Here is a 14,529-nt window from a genome sequence, read left to right on the forward strand (position 1 = left end):
ATCGTCCTAGCGATCAAACTGATTGGAGTTATCATCTTCGAGTTCATCGTCATAGGGGTTAGGCCCGAATCGCTCGTCATAGTCCTCATCGGGGGGGAAGGGGTCTTCATCGGGGGGGACAGTGGGCCTCGAATTTCGCATACTGGGGGTGCGATCGTAGACCTCATAATCACCGCCACTGCCAGGCTCCTCGTCAATGGGGGGCGAGTTCGTGGGGCCACTGCTGGGGGCCTCCCCATAAAAATCGCTGTAGTCATCGTCTAACCGCGCCTCGACTTGTTTTTTAGGACGAGGGGGACGGCCTTGGGGGGGACGCGATCGCCCACTCGGAGGCGTTCCGGTTCCCGGCGTTCCTGAACTACGACTCGGAGGACGGCGAGAGGGACGAGATGGGCCGCCGACATCACCATAGGGCGCATCATAGACCTCATCGTCATTCCAATCACTATATTTCAAGTCCACCTGACGACTTGGGCCAGCGGGACGCGGCCGACGCTTGCGGGGGGGAGCGGGGCCATCGCCGGGGGGACGACGGCCACTAGGAGGACTCCCAGAACTGCGACGAGTGGGAGGACGACGCGGCTCATCGCTATAGGCATCTCGCGGCGAGCGACGGGCAACCTCCCGACTTCCCGGAATACGACGAGTGGCGGGATTGGGTTTATAGGGTTCGATTTCTTCGAGTTCAGCTTCGTACTCGTAAGACTGATAGTCAGGACTGACATCCCGCTCGTCATCCACAATGGGCGTGTTTCGTTTCGCCTGTTGGGTGACAATCCCTCTCATGCGGATACTTTCGACGGCAAAGAAGACGGCGGAACCCGTCATCAGGAACTGACCAAATTGGAGAATCGGGTCAAGTCGCCATCCTTGGAAAAAGAGAATACCGCCACAGAGCAACGCTACGGCGGCAAAAAAGATATCGTGATCCCGTGCCAAATTGGGTCGGGTTGTCCGCAACAAATATAGGGCAACACCGCACAGGACAAGGGCAATGCCCATTAAACTGCCCCAGCCAAAGCCGTAGGCGACTTGAGCTAGGACGGGGGGAGTGTTGATTGCGTGCAGCAGGCTGCTTAAGCCCAGTCCGATGTTTACCATTAGCCTCTCTCCTACTTCAGTCCCCATCTTAGCGACTTACGAGGCGAATCTCCAGGGTCGCGAACGTCCCTGAAGAAGAAGCCGGGTTTTACGGGATAGACTTGACTCACCTGCTGCGATCGCCATCAACGATAGAATTCAAGACCGAGATACTTTGTCTTGTTGGCTCAAGAAAACCAGGGCCACCACGACCGGAATCACAACGATGATTCCGCCAGCTAGGAGGCTATAGAAAAAATTCATCAAAGAAGGGGTCATATTATTCGCTTCCTTAAAACGAAACGATCAGAAATATTGCTTCACTTAGTGTAACCAGTTCTGCGCCGCTTGGGAAGTTGAGTCTCAGATTTCTCCGGGCACCGCCAGCGAGCCTTTAACCCCACTCCCCCCCATTCCTGGGGCGATCGCCCCTTCAGCAATCAAGATACAATGGTCTCAGTTAAAAGTTACAAACCTTAACATTTCAGCCAAAATCAAGCGATGACTACTCTCACCTTAAGCAGTTGGACCCTTGGCATTCTCCTCGGGGTTATGACCTTTCTGATGATTTTCCGCATCATCCTCACCTGGTATCCCCAAGCGGAACTGAACAAATTCCCCTTCAACCTCATCGGCGTTCCCACAGAACCCTTCCTAATCCCCACCCGCAAACTCATTCCGCCCCTAGGAGGGGTTGACATTTCCCCCATCATCTGGGTGGGAATTTTCAGCCTCATCCGAGAACTGCTGTTAGGGCAACAGGGGTTAATTACGATGATGCGGTGAATAGGGGAAGAAGAAGGCAGTAGGCAGTAGGGGGGGCTTCCCTGTTCCCTTCTTTTCCCCTAATCCCGATCCTTGGCCATAAACTGTTCCACAAAATTGGTGTAGACGGTGCCGCTGAGGAACTCGGGGCTGTCGAGGATTTTTTGGTGGAAGCCGATGGTGGTGGGAATCCCCGTGACGGCACATTCTCGGAGGGCCCGTTTCATGCGGGCGATCGCCTGTTCGCGAGTTAAGCCCCAGACAATCAGCTTACCGATGAGGGAATCATAATAGGGGGGGATTTCATAATCCGTATAGACATGGGAATCCACCCGTACACCAATCCCACCAGGGGGGAGATAGCCACTAATCCGTCCCGGATGGGGTCGGAAATTGCGATCGGGATCTTCGGCATTAATCCGACATTCGATCGCATGGCCCCGTAACTCCACCTGACTCTGATTCACCGGCAGTTTTTCCCCTTGAGCCACCAAAATCTGAGCTGCAATCAAATCTAAACCACAAATCGCCTCCGTCACCGGATGTTCGACCTGAATGCGGGTGTTCATCTCCATAAAATAGAAATTCCCCGAACCATCCAGGAGAAATTCCACCGTTCCGGCCCCCACATAGTTAATGGCCTTAGCCACCTTCACCGCCGCTTTGCCCATCCGTTGCCGTAACTTAGGATCGAGAGCGGGACTGGGGGCTTCTTCGAGGAGTTTCTGATGTCGTCGTTGAATCGAACAATCCCGTTCCCCCAAATGAATCACATTCCCATGTTGATCTGCGAGAATCTGAAACTCAATGTGGCGAGGCCGTTCAATAAACTTCTCCAGATAAATTCCTGGATCACCAAACGCCGCCTCCGCTTCCCCTTGAGCCGCCAGAAACAGTTTCGGTAACTCCCCAGCGTGGCGAACAAAACGCATCCCCCGGCCCCCACCGCCGGCCGTGGCTTTCACCATGACAGGGTAGCCAATCTTATCGGCTAGAGTAAGGGCTTCCTGTTCATCATGGAGCAGGCCATCACTCCCCGGAACCGTGGGAACCCCAATCTGTTTCATGGTTTCCCGGGCCGTGGACTTATCCCCCATCTGTCGCATCGATTCAGGGGAGGGGCCAATAAAGGCGATTTGGTGATCGGCGCAAATTTCGGCAAAGCGAGCATTCTCCGCCAAGAACCCATAGCCGGGATGAATCGCCGTCGCATTGCGGGTTAAGGCCGCCGAGATGATGTTGGGAATGTTGAGATAGCTTTTATTACTCGACGGTTCGCCAATGCAAACAGCTTCATCCGCCAGTTGCACATGGAGAGCATGGCGATCGACCGTGGAGTAAACAGCAACGGTGGCAATGCCCATCTCCTCGCAGGTTCGGAGGATACGGAGGGCGATTTCACCTCGGTTGGCAATGAGAATTTTCGAGAACTGCATCTTTGAATGTCTGGGGCAACGGGGAACGAAAACAACCGCAGCAGAATCGGATGAAAAAAATTTTTCATCAAATGTGGCGCAACTGTCCACAGCTATGCTAAGTTATCATAGTGCGGTTAACCAAGGTTAGCGGCATAAACGCCACGCGGATGTGGTGGAATTGGTAGACACGCACGCTTGAGGGGCGTGTGGAGCAATCCTTGCGAGTTCGAGTCTCGCCATCCGCATTGCAATCTACCCATCTAGTCCTCAGCAGATTCTGAAAAAGGGATGGCTTTAAAGCTGTCCCTTTTTTGGTGGTTGCCCCCACATTGCCTACTGCCTGCTGCCTACTGCCTTCTCTTCCCCTGTTCCCTGTTCCCCGTTCCCTTCCCCCATGTCTGATCCCCTCCAACACCTCTTCGCCACCATCTGCGATCGCCGCGACAATCCCAGCGAGCAATCCTATACCTGTAAACTCCTCGCCGGGGGAGACAATAAGATTTTGAAGAAAATCGGTGAAGAAGCCGCCGAAGTGGTCATGGCCTGTAAAGATGATGACCCCGAGGCGATCGCCTCAGAAGTTGCCGATTTGCTCTACCATACCCTTGTCGCAATGGCGCATCATAATGTAGATATCGATGCGGTCTATCAGCACCTCGAAGCCCGCCGACGCTAACCTAACTGCTGGAGATCTGATTAGCCTATGTCTCTCGAAGTGACAGCGAGCGAAGCTCTCATCCAAAATAACTTAGAGAAATTTCTCTTAGTGCTGTCCGTCTCCCTCACCGTCGCCACCCTGTCGCGAACCGTTAGCTGGATGCGGCAGATCCCCTACACCCTATTATTGGTCATCGTTGGGGTCTTCCTCGCCTTTGAAGATGTCCGTTTGGTGAATTTGTCACCGGAACTCATTTTAGAGATTTTCCTACCGCCCTTGCTCTTTGAAGCCGGTTGGAACCTCCATTGGAAGAACCTCAAACAGGACTTAATCCCCGTTACCCTGTTTGCCATTGTCGGGGTCATGATCTCCATCTTTGGCATTAGTTGGCTACTGGCCACCTTTACGGGGATTCCTCTACCGGTTTGTCTACTCGTGGGGGCCAGTCTCTCAGCCACCGATCCCGTTTCTGTCATTGCCCTATTTCGTGAGTTGGGGGTTGGCGAACGACTCACCACCCTCATGGAAGGAGAAAGCCTCTTTAACGATGGGGTGGCCGTTGTCGCCTTTGGACTTCTGGTGGGGTTAGCCACGGGAAGTCAAGAGTTCTCCCTGCAAGCCACGATTTCCAACTTTGCCATATTTGTCGGCGTTGGTGTGGGGGTTGGTAGTGCCATTGGCTTTGGGATTTCCTATCTCACCCAACGTTTTGATTTGCCTTTAGTCGAACAGTCTCTGACGTTGGTTGCCGCCTACGGAACCTATGTCATCACGGAAAACCTCGGCGGTTCCGGGGTGATTGCCGTGGTAACAACGGGGGTGATTTTAGGCAACTTTGGCTCCCGGATTGGTATGAATCCCCGAACTCGCCTGTTGGTGACGGAGTTTTGGGAGTTTATCGCCTTTTTTGTCAACTCCATTGTCTTCTTGTTGATTGGCGATCGCGTCCAGTTTGAAAGCCTCCAGGAAAGCCTAATCCCCATCGGCATTGTCATTGTGGGGTTATTACTTACCCGGGCCATCGGTATTTTTGGCCTAGGTAGTTTCAGTAACCTCACCGCCAAATCGGGCATCAAGCTGCCAGAATTAACCGTCTTGTGGTGGGGAGGCCTGCGGGGTTCCGTCTCCATTGCCTTGGCCTTGAGTGTTCCCGTCATGCTTCCGGAACGGGAAGAAGTCATCGGCATTGTCTTCGGGGTCGTGTTATTTACCCTGCTGGTTCAAGGCTTAACCACCAAATCCCTGCTTCAGAATCTTTCCCTGCTCGACGAAAACTCTCGCAAACAGGAGTATACCGAAGTTGTGGCCCGTCGTGCCGCCCTAGAACGGGTCTTGCAGCATCTGCAACAACAAGAGTTTCGCTCAGATGTCCCCCAAGACTTTTACAACTACCAGACTTGCCTAATTCAAGGAGAACTCACCCAGTTGCAAGAAAAACTCAAGCAACTTCAGAAAGAAGATCCAGATTTAAAAGACTACGCTAGCCAACTACTCAAAAACGAACTGCTGGCCATTGAAGCCGACACCTACGCCGAATTTGTCAAATCGGGGCAATTGAGTGAAGAACTGGCCCCCTTCTTGCAGGGAAACCTCTAGCCAATGGGTTGACAACCCACCGGAACCCCATGAATGTACTCACTCCCGGCGGCCAAGGAACCCCGGCGATAGTTCGCATCATGGGGTTGTCCCCACCCCAGTTGCAAAACGACCTCTAAAAAGGTTTGATTCTCCCATTTCCAGATATTGGCCCAATCGGTACGTGGAATCAACGCGGATACCTCAGCCAACGTCAGGGGTTCATAGTCTTTCCCCTGGTTCACACTCAAATACAAATCCATCTCCGGCGTAACTCGCTCCCAAAACTCAAGAATCCGAGGTTTAGCCTGTCGAAGAGTCTCTAAATCCCGTTCAAGAGCAATCAAGCGTTCATGAACCTGGGGATAGTGTAGTGTTTGCCCCTTGAGTGTCAGTTCCCGCCAGATAATCCCTGAGACGCCGTGGTCTTGCTGATACTGGTGAATAGCCGATTTAAAATCCTGATAGGCGGAGAACCGCTGCATCGCATCGGGTTTCAAGAGGCTATCCACCGCGATATTGCCGATATAGGGGTTAGCGGAGAGGTTAAGCCGTTCTCCCCTCAGACAAGCCTCATGTTCAGCGGCGAGGATATCAATGAGTTCTTCGGTTGTATGAACCTTCACCATACCGCGATCGCCCACCCCATTGTCTTTTTCCTAGTCTGCCATGTTTTGCCGAGGTTTTCATCCTCTGTAGAGACTGTCTAGACTCAATAGCGACGGGGAAAGGGAATGCGATACCGATAGCGAATCTGGACGGGGGCCTCGCGTTGCGGAAGGCGACAGGCCCTGGCAGCGGAACTGGCTTCAATTTCGGTACGTTGGGACGTCACTCGCGGCCCACCGCTATGATCGGTATTGGTATACAACACACCCAAGACACAACGACGGATATCGCGAGCCTCAATCCGAGTTTGCACCCCTTCGCAGGCTTCAGCAGCCGAGGCCTGATCGACAACAGTACGGCGAGAGTTGAGTCGGGGGGTTCCATCATGGCTGATATCAGTATGCAGCAAGCCGTTTAAGCACAGGCGCACCACCTGATCACGGGATTGAGCCAAGGCGGGAGAACTCCAAAGGAGGCCCAGGGCAATTCCTAGGCTGAGAGGAAGCAGTTTCATGGATTTTGGTTGTGTGAATGAATGGTTAAGAGCGTCCTACTCCAATTATGACGAATTCCCCGGACCGAGGTTTCTAATGTCATCGAACGGCCCATGAATAGGATCTACCCGTTCGCCGTGGACAAAATGGCTTTATATGTAAAAGACATCATTTATTTATTCGGTTTTATATTCATACTTTGGGTTCATACATCCATCCTAAGATGACGTAGATTCAAGGCTTAAAGATGAGTTTCACCAATTTTAAAATTCTCCAGTTACAATCCAGAGGTGTAATCAAGAATCGTTAATTGCCGACGCGGGTCAGTCTCCCTGGTACGCTCAATGTTTGATCAATTTAAGTTTCGTGGGATAAGACTCGCGAACGATAGTTTGTTAGTACCACAACAAAACTGTCTTCTAAATGTCATTTTGAGCAGTAGGAGAACCTATGGCTATTCAACAAGGAATCTACACGTTAGCAAATGACAGGGTCTATGATCAGTTAGTTGCTTTAATCAACAGTATTCACAGCAACCACGACGAAAATGCTCGAATTTGTGTTATTCCTTACGATTCTAAAATCGAGAAGATAAAAACATTGACATCAGACAAAGTATTTTTGTTTGACAATCTTGATTTTATTGAGGTTTTATCAGATTTTGCTTTAAGTGTTTGGACTGATAAACGATTTAAAGGTAAGACGAAAAAAGCTTGGTTTCATTACAGTAATACCATCCGCAAGCTCTGTTCATTTGAGGGTGTTTTTGATGAGTTTGTCTATGTTGATTGTGACTCATTAGTCATGTCTTCCTTGTCAGACTGCTTTCAAAAGTTAAATCAATATGATTGTATTTTTGATGATTGGGAGCATAACAAGCAAGAGTGCTTTTTGTCGATAGAGTTGATAACTCAAAAGTATGGCTGTGACGTCACAAAAGTCAAACAGTCTTGTCATGCTTCAGATTTCTTTGCTTCCAAAAAAGGACGTATAAATCGAGGGATTTTGCAGGAAACCCAGTCTAAGCTACTCCAAGATGAAGAAATTTATTTCATAAAAGAGAAGGGTTGGTGGGATGAAGTGTATTTGTTTAGCTATTTAACTTTTTTCTTGGATTGTAGGGTGTTTAATTACACAATGAGTACCAATCCTCAAGAGCGAACCGGCAATATTGCTGGGGTAGATCCTTTTGTTGAAAAAGACTGGGTTCTCTATAATGCTCAAGGCTGTAAACCCATTCGTCGAATTCATTATATGGGGTATCCTTCCAAAGACTTTTATTATCTATGTCGAGGGGAAGATTTAGCTCTTCCCCATCGTGATGTATTTCTTCACTATCGATTTTTGCAGGAACCGGAGAAAGCACCCAAATCGCTCAAAAAAATCAATTCTAGTACCCAATTGTGGCGCCAGTGCGGACAAGGAGTTCAGAAATTGAGGGCCCGGTTACAGCCTAGATGAGTGCTTACTCACCTAATTTGTACGGACTCACTCCGTCCCCTACAACATCGCCTCAAACTCGCGCCGCAAACAATTTACATTCGCCACTCGGGCCACAATTAAATGTCCCTCATCTGACTGTTGAAAGACCTGTTTCCAATGACGAACTCGCCCCTCTTGACTCAGCCAAAACTCAATCATGGCTGAGACGACCGCATCCCAATCCCAATCAGGTTTTTGATGCACCAGTTTGGTCGATTGAATAAAGCCATCCAGGGTACAATCATAACTTCCGAGATAAGCTAGACTGCGGTGGGGAGTTTGTTCTACTTTTTGCTGATGGTCAAAGAAGTTCAGAACTGGTAAAATCTTGATGATATCAAAGGTGTAGCTCATAGTACGGCTTGTTTAACTCACGTTAAATTCGTTGTTTAAGCAACCTCAACTGCTGATATAGCAAAAGTTGGTCTGAATAGGACAAAAAACAGGGGAAAAGAAGGCAATAGGCAATAGGTGGGGAAGTCTTTCCCAACTCAGAGTCCTAAGTCAGTCTTCGATTGCTATAAGTTATCCCTGAAATTAGCACTCACCAGTTGAGAGTGCTAATGAAAAAGCCGCCAGGTGGTGAGCTTTTCTCACTCCCTAGCGGCTAAACAATGGGGAGATATACGCAGAGATTTCCTGAAGGAAAATCTAGGCATGGCTATTCCCAATCGTGCAAGTTAACAGGTTGATAGTTGGGATTTTAGCGAATTGATTGGCAAAAACCGTTTATCATGAACATCTAGCCAAAAAAGTTAACCAAAATTCACGATACATCATGAGTCTGGCTCCTTGGAGAACTCATCTAGCGGCTGCCTTACACCTCAACCGCAGTCTAATCTATGCTCGCTATTTGCAACTGGCGACAGTACGTCCTGATGGGACTCCGGCGAACCGAACGGTGGTGTTTCGGGGCTTTGCCGAGGGCGATCGCCTACAAATCATTACCGATCGCCGCAGTGCCAAGATGCAGGAAATTGCGGACAATTGCCAGGCCGAAGCCTGTTGGTATTTCCCCAAAACTCGGGAACAGTTCCGCCTAGGAGGTTCGTTAATTTCGGTATCAGCCGCATCTGACGATGAGGAGTTACAACGGTTGCGATCACACCTCTGGCAACAGATTTCCGACAATGCTCGTTCCAGTTTCGCCTGGCCCGAACCTGGGGGCGATCGCACTCCCCTAGAAGCCTTCCAAGTCTCTCCCCCCAATCCCAAAACTCCCTTAGAGAGTTTTGCCCTCCTCTTACTCGAACCCATCCGCGTCGATTGGCTACAACTACGAGGCAACCCCCAAAATCGCCATCTCTATCAACGCAACAATGATGGCAGTTGGAGTCAGCAAGAACTCAACCCCTAAAGCCGTTTCTTGCCTCTTGCCTCTTGCCTCTTGCCTTCTCCCCCCTGTTCCCCGTTCCCTGTTCCCTTCTACTGCCTACTGCCTTCTTTTGCCTTCCGTTCTAACTCCTCTCCAGAAAGAGTATCCGCCTCTTGATCCGCAAAACGTCTGGGATAAATGCGATCGCAGAACAACAGCGTTCCCGCCGCCACACACACCGGAACTGCCAATAGATTCACAAAAGGAATACTCACCAAAAACAACGACACCAAGCTAAACGTAGCCGTTGCCGGAAGTCCCCCCACCACAATCTTGAGCTTATCCCGAAAGCGGAGGCGGCGACGTTCGAGGGGAGCATCCAGGAAATCCAGACAGACAATCAGGGCTGCGATCGCCACCCCACCAAGCCCAGCCACCAACGTTCCTAACCCCGGAACCCAGTTCGCCAAAAACAAGAGTATCCCCAACCCCAACGCCAAGATAAGTTTCTTCACCTCAAAGGCTAACGCACGCCAGATATCCTTAAAAATCACCAACAGCCCCTGTTCATAGGTGGTGACTTTCCCCGTCTTTAACTTCTCCAACTCCTCCGATAACTGCCCATACCAAGGAGACCCCAGAATCGCCCCAAACTGCACCAACAACAACCCCGTCGCCAGAAATAAGCCCACCACCAGGATGCCTTGCAACAGGCCCCCCAATAGTTCTCCAAACCAACTCAGCCAACCCAACCATTGAGGTAAATTGGCAATCCAGGCCGTAATCCGGGCATCCAAGGCCACCGTAATCCCCTGAATTTCCCCTAATCCAGGGCGCAACAAGCCAATATAAAGCCCCACCCCAATGATGAGATTTAACAGGATAGGAAAGGCAATATAGCCCCAGAGTTTGCTGTTTTGGGCCAGGATGGCGATCGCCTTGAGGGGATACAACGCCCCCGCAACAACACCAACCGGCAAATCCAGCAGCCGATAAAACCAATTATCGCGGGATTTATCTGTCATCGTTCTCCTAGACTTGCATCATCCAACCGTAGTGATCCTCCCGTTTCCCCGTCTTAATCTCATCGAGATGTTTCAGTAACCGGGCCCCATATTGCTGTTCTCCCGTCACCTCCAGATTTAATTCCACCCCGTCAATGGCGATGGTTTCAATCTGGGCAATGGTGGCCGCCGTCCCCGCCCCAAAGGCTTCCTGCAAACGCCCTTGTTTATGGGCCGCCAAAATCTCAGTTAACGCAACTCGCCGTTCTTCGACAGGAACCCCCTGTTCTTTGAGCAACGTAATAATGCTATCGCGGGTAATCCCCGGTAAAATCGTCCCCCCCAGCGGCGGAGTCACCACAACCCCATCGATGACAAAAAAGACATTCATCGTGCCGCACTCTTCAATATAGGTTTGATCCACCCCATCGAGCCACAAGACATTGTCATATCCCTGTTGCTTGGCCTGGCGATCGGCTAACAGACTCGCGGCATAGTTCCCTGCCGCTTTCGCTGCCCCGGTTCCCCCCGGAAAGGCCCGCACATACTCCCGCGTCACCGTCAGTTTCACCGGTTCGGCATAATAGGCCCCCACCGGACAACAGATAATCGCCAGAGTGTACTGTTGAGAGGGCCGCAACCCAATCGACTCATCGGTAGCGAAATAGATGGGGCGAATATAAAGGGCACTTCCGGGCCGGGTGGGAATCCAATTGGCATCGAGACGGATTAACTCCCGCAGGCCATCCAGGAAAATTTCCTCGGGGATAGGCGGCATACAGAGTCGCGCAGCGGAACGGTTAATCCGCTCAAAATTGGCTTGGGGGCGAAAGAGCAACGCTTCCCCAGCGGGCCCCTTATAGGCTTTCATGCCCTCAAACACCGCTTGTCCATAATGGAGAGCAGAAATAGACGGGGACATCTCTAACTTGCCATAGGGCAAAATTGTCGCAGGGTTCCAGGTTCCGTCCTCATAGGTCGCCACTAACATATGGTCACTAAACAGGCGACCGAAGGGAACGTTATTGATATCTAGTCCCCGAAGTCGGGATTCTGACACGGGTTTGATCTCGATGGGATAGGTTTGCGCTGCCATAGTCTCTAGTAAAACCTGCTGTTCCGTCCCGCCAACCGCATTTGGGAGGACAATTGATGTCTCTCTACGGTATCAAATCCCGGCGCTAAAGTTGATCCTGTGTCTCAAGGTTCCCCACTAAGGAACGTTCGCCACTGAGGGAGAGATGGTGCAGGCGATCGCCTGTATGGGAATCTCGATGATAAATTCTGTCCCCTGTCCCAGCTTGGAGACGCAGTCGAGTTGGCCCCCATGGAGTTCGGCAATAATCTGATAGCTGACGGACATTCCCAGTCCAGTGCCTTGGCCCACGGGTTTCGTGGTGAAAAAGGGATCGAAAATGCGGGAACGGTGCGATTCAGGAATGCCGATGCCATTATCTCGGATGCGAATTTGCACCCAGTTCCCAGAGAGGCGACGGGTACAAATCTCAATCAAACTGGGGTGAGTCTTCATCTCCTCCAGAGTCCGGTTGCGATCGCGCTCATCGAGGGCATCAATGGCATTATTGAGGATATTGAGAAAGACTTGATTGAGTTGTCCGGCATAACAGTCAATGGCCGGAAGTTGCCCATAGTCCCGTTTCAGTTGGATGGGGGGGTGCTTCCCGCTTCCGTGAAAACGATGTTGCAGAATCAACAGGGAACTCTCAATCCCCTCGTGGATATCAACCCGTTTATAATCCGCCTCATCCATCCGGGCAAAGGTTTTTAGGGAGTTGACAATCTGCCGAATGCGATCGCTCCCCGTTTTCATCGATGCCAGGAGTTTAACGATATCTTTTTGCACAAATTCCAAGTCAATGGCTTCGGCTTGGCGTTGAATCGGGTCCCTCGGCTGAGGATAGCTCTCTTGGTATAGACGTAACAAGTCTAATAAGTCCGAGACATAGGCAGAGGCATGAGTGATATTCCCCGAAATAAAGTTAATGGGATTATTAATCTCATGGGCCACTCCAGCCACCAACTGCCCTAAACTAGACATCTTTTCGGTTTGCAGCAACTTGGACTGAATCTCATGGAGATCCTGTAACGCGGCTTCGAGTTCTTGGGCTTGTTTTTGTGCCTTTTCAGCAGCTTGACAACTTTGGTGATAGAGTCGAATCTGATCGCGGTTGATGGCAGCTTGTTCGGCTTCACTTTCCCGTTGATATTGACTCACAACGGCATCTAAAGCAGGCAATAACCTCATTGAAGCTGCCTCCAGAATTGCCTGGAGATTCGCTTGCTCTGGCGTGATTTCAGCGTCGTCTGTTTCTAACAACTCTCGAAGTTGTGCCAAATACTCACGAACCTGACGGTCAATTTCCCAAGGCGGTTCAAAATACATCTCTCGAACTGTTTCTGAGGGATGTCCTGGTAAATGAAGTTCAGCATTTCCCGTTAATAAGCCTTGGTGGGATAGTTCCATTACGTCCACCAGCTCGGCAATTTCTTGGCGAAAGTTAGCGCGTTCCTGGACATCTTGGCTACAGGCCCAACGCAAGGATAGCATGGCGATCCGCTGTGATAACATCCGCTGTCGGCCGCTGATGTTTACAATGGCTGCATTGACGGCCTGTGTCATTTTCCACTGCTGCATTTGCTGTTGTAGTTTGCTCCAATCTTGAGGTGCTATCCTATTTAGACTACTACCCTTAGTGTTCCCGATCATCTTGTAACTATTATCATTATCGTTATATCTGTACCCAACTGCCGAACTGGGATGAACTCATACAAGCAATTTTCCCAAGGGTTAGCCTAGTCTCACTGACGAGTTTGGCAATAAGGAACGACGAACGGGAAACCTTTTGATACTCTTATTACCACTCGCTAGGAGTGTCCTCTTCCCTTAAGGCACTCCTAGATGCACCGAGCCTATCTGGGAGTCTCAGAGTAAGAGATTAGGATATCTACTCGATCTGGTTTACTTTATACTATAGCGAATTTAAAAATTTCGTTCTTGTATCAAACACTACTGTTTATTAAACCATTTAGGGCAGTGTTATGCTGACCTCAGTCTCAACTCAGACATGACATTCGCGAAGCCTGGGGGAACTGCGATCGCCCCCTGAGGGAGTTTTCCTGAACAAACTCTGACTTAAAAATGGCGAAAGCCCGATTGTATCGCCAGGATTTCGATGCGATCGCGCAATTGCAATTCTGCCCCCATGCCCGCTACCATCTCACCAATAATCGCTAGCCCTGCCACCTCATCAACCAAGCGTTTCGCATCCTCAGGTGCGAGACACAACACCAACTCAAAATCTTCTCCGCCCCACAACACCCAATCTTGAGCCAAATCTGGGGGAACCATCGCCGATAAGCCCGGGGGACTGGGGAGACGATCGCCCCAGAGTTGAGCCTTCACCCCACTCTCATGAGCCAGTTGAATCACCGCATCCCCCAACCCATCAGAACTATCCATCCCAGCGATGCGCCCAATCCCCAACCGTTGCAGTGGCTCTAAGAGGTCTAAACGGGGTCGAGGGCGCTGATGGGCAGAAATCAGATTTTCACGAATTTGCGGGTCTAAATCGCCCCATTGCAGGTCGTTGAGCAATAATTCTAACCCCGCCCTCGACGCACCATGCACCCCACTGACCACGATCGCATCTCCCACCCGAGCCTGATGACGATAGATGGCCGAGGCAACCGAACCCAGGGCCGTAATATTCAAACTAATCTCGGACGCGCGACAGAGATCGCCCCCCACAAGAGGCGTTGCATACACCTCCAGACAGGCAACCATCCCTTGATATAAGCCATCGAGCCAGGCCAACTCCGTCTCCCGAGGCAGGGCCAAACTCACCGTAATGCCCAAAGGAGTCGCCCCCATCGCCGCCAAATCCGAGAGATTCGCCGCCACCGCCCGCCAGCCCACATCCTCCGCTGAGGTCGTTTGGGGGCTAAAGTGAACCCCATTGACGAGGGTATCTGTCGTCACCACCAGAGACTGAGACGGTGGAACCGCTAGAACCGCTCCATCATCCCCAATAATATCTCGGGGACAAAACTGCTGTAATCGTTTCAACAGCTCCCGTTCCCCTAAGTCTGAAATCTGCATAAGAGCCGA

General features: G+C 50.8%; 14 protein-coding genes, 1 tRNA gene and 1 pseudogene. 6 read left to right on the forward strand and 10 right to left on the reverse strand.

Annotated features, from left to right (window positions below; all coding sequences use genetic code 11):
- Positions 1-6 precede the first annotated feature (6 nt).
- Positions 7-1,101: a Ycf66 family protein gene (locus L855_RS02855; protein ID WP_159783895.1), complete on the reverse strand. Its 1,095-nt coding sequence runs from the start codon at positions 1,099-1,101 to the stop codon at positions 7-9.
- Between the two features lie 138 nt (positions 1,102-1,239).
- On the reverse strand, positions 1,240-1,359 hold the full coding sequence (psbX, locus tag L855_RS02860) for a photosystem II reaction center X protein (RefSeq protein WP_087705751.1): 120 nt from the start codon (positions 1,357-1,359) through the stop codon (positions 1,240-1,242).
- A 222-nt stretch (positions 1,360-1,581) separates the two neighbouring features.
- On the opposite strand from psbX, the gene L855_RS02865 reads away from it, so the two are divergent.
- Positions 1,582-1,866, forward strand: a complete 285-nt coding sequence (locus L855_RS02865; protein ID WP_159783898.1) for a YggT family protein — start codon at positions 1,582-1,584, stop codon at positions 1,864-1,866.
- A 59-nt stretch (positions 1,867-1,925) separates the two neighbouring features.
- Here the strand turns inward: L855_RS02865 and accC are convergent, their stop codons facing one another.
- Positions 1,926-3,281, reverse strand: a complete 1,356-nt coding sequence (gene accC, locus L855_RS02870; RefSeq protein WP_159783901.1) for an acetyl-CoA carboxylase biotin carboxylase subunit — start codon at positions 3,279-3,281, stop codon at positions 1,926-1,928.
- A gap of 145 nt (positions 3,282-3,426) precedes the next feature.
- Here accC and L855_RS02875 point away from each other — a divergent pair.
- The 3 genes and pseudogenes from L855_RS02875 (at position 3,427) to L855_RS02885 (ending at position 5,517) form a co-directional block, all read left to right on the forward strand.
- Positions 3,427-3,508, forward strand: a tRNA-Leu gene (locus tag L855_RS02875).
- Positions 3,509-3,669: 161 nt separating this feature from the next.
- Positions 3,670-3,939: pseudogene (gene hisE, locus L855_RS02880) on the forward strand (phosphoribosyl-ATP diphosphatase); the annotation flags it as partial.
- A 27-nt stretch (positions 3,940-3,966) separates the two neighbouring features.
- A complete protein-coding gene (locus tag L855_RS02885) occupies positions 3,967-5,517 on the forward strand; it encodes a Na+/H+ antiporter (RefSeq protein WP_159783907.1) in 1,551 nt (516 codons plus the stop codon).
- Here L855_RS02885 and L855_RS02890 read toward each other — a convergent pair.
- The gene (locus L855_RS02890; RefSeq protein WP_159783910.1) at positions 5,514-6,125 is read right to left on the reverse strand and encodes a hypothetical protein; all 612 of its coding nucleotides are present in this window, start codon (positions 6,123-6,125) and stop codon (positions 5,514-5,516) included. The genes L855_RS02885 and L855_RS02890 overlap by 4 nt on opposite strands.
- A gap of 83 nt (positions 6,126-6,208) precedes the next feature.
- Positions 6,209-6,619, reverse strand: coding sequence for a hypothetical protein (locus L855_RS02895; protein ID WP_159783913.1), 411 nt, complete (start codon positions 6,617-6,619; stop codon positions 6,209-6,211).
- A gap of 430 nt (positions 6,620-7,049) precedes the next feature.
- Between L855_RS02895 and L855_RS02900 the strand changes: the two genes are divergently transcribed.
- Positions 7,050-8,060, forward strand: coding sequence for an Npun_R2821/Npun_R2822 family protein (locus L855_RS02900; protein WP_159783916.1), 1,011 nt, complete (start codon positions 7,050-7,052; stop codon positions 8,058-8,060).
- Positions 8,061-8,099: 39 nt separating this feature from the next.
- Here L855_RS02900 and L855_RS02905 read toward each other — a convergent pair whose 3' ends face one another.
- Positions 8,100-8,435, reverse strand: coding sequence for a hypothetical protein (locus L855_RS02905; protein ID WP_159783919.1), 336 nt, complete (start codon positions 8,433-8,435; stop codon positions 8,100-8,102).
- A gap of 424 nt (positions 8,436-8,859) precedes the next feature.
- On the opposite strand from L855_RS02905, the gene L855_RS02910 reads away from it, so the two are divergent.
- Positions 8,860-9,438, forward strand: a complete 579-nt coding sequence (locus L855_RS02910) for an Npun_F5749 family FMN-dependent PPOX-type flavoprotein (protein ID WP_159783922.1) — start codon at positions 8,860-8,862, stop codon at positions 9,436-9,438.
- A gap of 68 nt (positions 9,439-9,506) precedes the next feature.
- Here the strand turns inward: L855_RS02910 and L855_RS02915 are convergent, their stop codons facing one another.
- The 4 genes from L855_RS02915 to thiL all read right to left on the reverse strand — a co-directional run bounded on the left by L855_RS02915 (position 9,507) and on the right by thiL (position 14,520).
- Positions 9,507-10,421, reverse strand: coding sequence for an EI24 domain-containing protein (locus tag L855_RS02915; protein WP_159783925.1), 915 nt, complete (start codon positions 10,419-10,421; stop codon positions 9,507-9,509).
- 7 nt (positions 10,422-10,428) lie between these two features.
- Complete coding sequence (locus L855_RS02920) at positions 10,429-11,496, reverse strand: branched-chain amino acid aminotransferase (RefSeq protein WP_159783928.1); 1,068 nt, start codon at positions 11,494-11,496, stop codon at positions 10,429-10,431.
- A gap of 117 nt (positions 11,497-11,613) precedes the next feature.
- Positions 11,614-13,041: an ATP-binding protein gene (locus tag L855_RS02925; protein WP_246198699.1), complete on the reverse strand. Its 1,428-nt coding sequence runs from the start codon at positions 13,039-13,041 to the stop codon at positions 11,614-11,616.
- 513 nt (positions 13,042-13,554) lie between these two features.
- A complete protein-coding gene (gene thiL, locus L855_RS02930) occupies positions 13,555-14,520 on the reverse strand; it encodes a thiamine-phosphate kinase (protein WP_159783935.1) in 966 nt (321 codons plus the stop codon).
- Positions 14,521-14,529: the final 9 nt, after the last annotated feature.

The organism is Sodalinema gerasimenkoae IPPAS B-353 (genome assembly GCF_009846485.1).
Lineage (GTDB): Bacteria > Cyanobacteriota > Cyanobacteriia > Cyanobacteriales > Geitlerinemataceae > Sodalinema > Sodalinema gerasimenkoae.

Coding starts and splice junctions, on each gene's coding strand:
- L855_RS02855 (WP_159783895.1), bottom strand. CDS start 1,101: ATGGTAAACATCGGACTGGGCTTAAGCAGCCTGCTGCACGCAATCAAC.
- psbX (WP_087705751.1), bottom strand. CDS start 1,359: ATGACCCCTTCTTTGATGAATTTTTTCTATAGCCTCCTAGCTGGCGGA.
- L855_RS02865 (WP_159783898.1), top strand. CDS start 1,582: ATGACTACTCTCACCTTAAGCAGTTGGACCCTTGGCATTCTCCTCGGG.
- accC (WP_159783901.1), bottom strand. CDS start 3,281: ATGCAGTTCTCGAAAATTCTCATTGCCAACCGAGGTGAAATCGCCCTC.
- L855_RS02885 (WP_159783907.1), top strand. CDS start 3,967: ATGTCTCTCGAAGTGACAGCGAGCGAAGCTCTCATCCAAAATAACTTA.
- L855_RS02890 (WP_159783910.1), bottom strand. CDS start 6,125: ATGGTGAAGGTTCATACAACCGAAGAACTCATTGATATCCTCGCCGCT.
- L855_RS02895 (WP_159783913.1), bottom strand. CDS start 6,619: ATGAAACTGCTTCCTCTCAGCCTAGGAATTGCCCTGGGCCTCCTTTGG.
- L855_RS02900 (WP_159783916.1), top strand. CDS start 7,050: ATGGCTATTCAACAAGGAATCTACACGTTAGCAAATGACAGGGTCTAT.
- L855_RS02905 (WP_159783919.1), bottom strand. CDS start 8,435: ATGAGCTACACCTTTGATATCATCAAGATTTTACCAGTTCTGAACTTC.
- L855_RS02910 (WP_159783922.1), top strand. CDS start 8,860: ATGAGTCTGGCTCCTTGGAGAACTCATCTAGCGGCTGCCTTACACCTC.
- L855_RS02915 (WP_159783925.1), bottom strand. CDS start 10,421: ATGACAGATAAATCCCGCGATAATTGGTTTTATCGGCTGCTGGATTTG.
- L855_RS02920 (WP_159783928.1), bottom strand. CDS start 11,496: ATGGCAGCGCAAACCTATCCCATCGAGATCAAACCCGTGTCAGAATCC.
- L855_RS02925 (WP_246198699.1), bottom strand. CDS start 13,041: ATGACACAGGCCGTCAATGCAGCCATTGTAAACATCAGCGGCCGACAG.
- thiL (WP_159783935.1), bottom strand. CDS start 14,520: ATGCAGATTTCAGACTTAGGGGAACGGGAGCTGTTGAAACGATTACAG.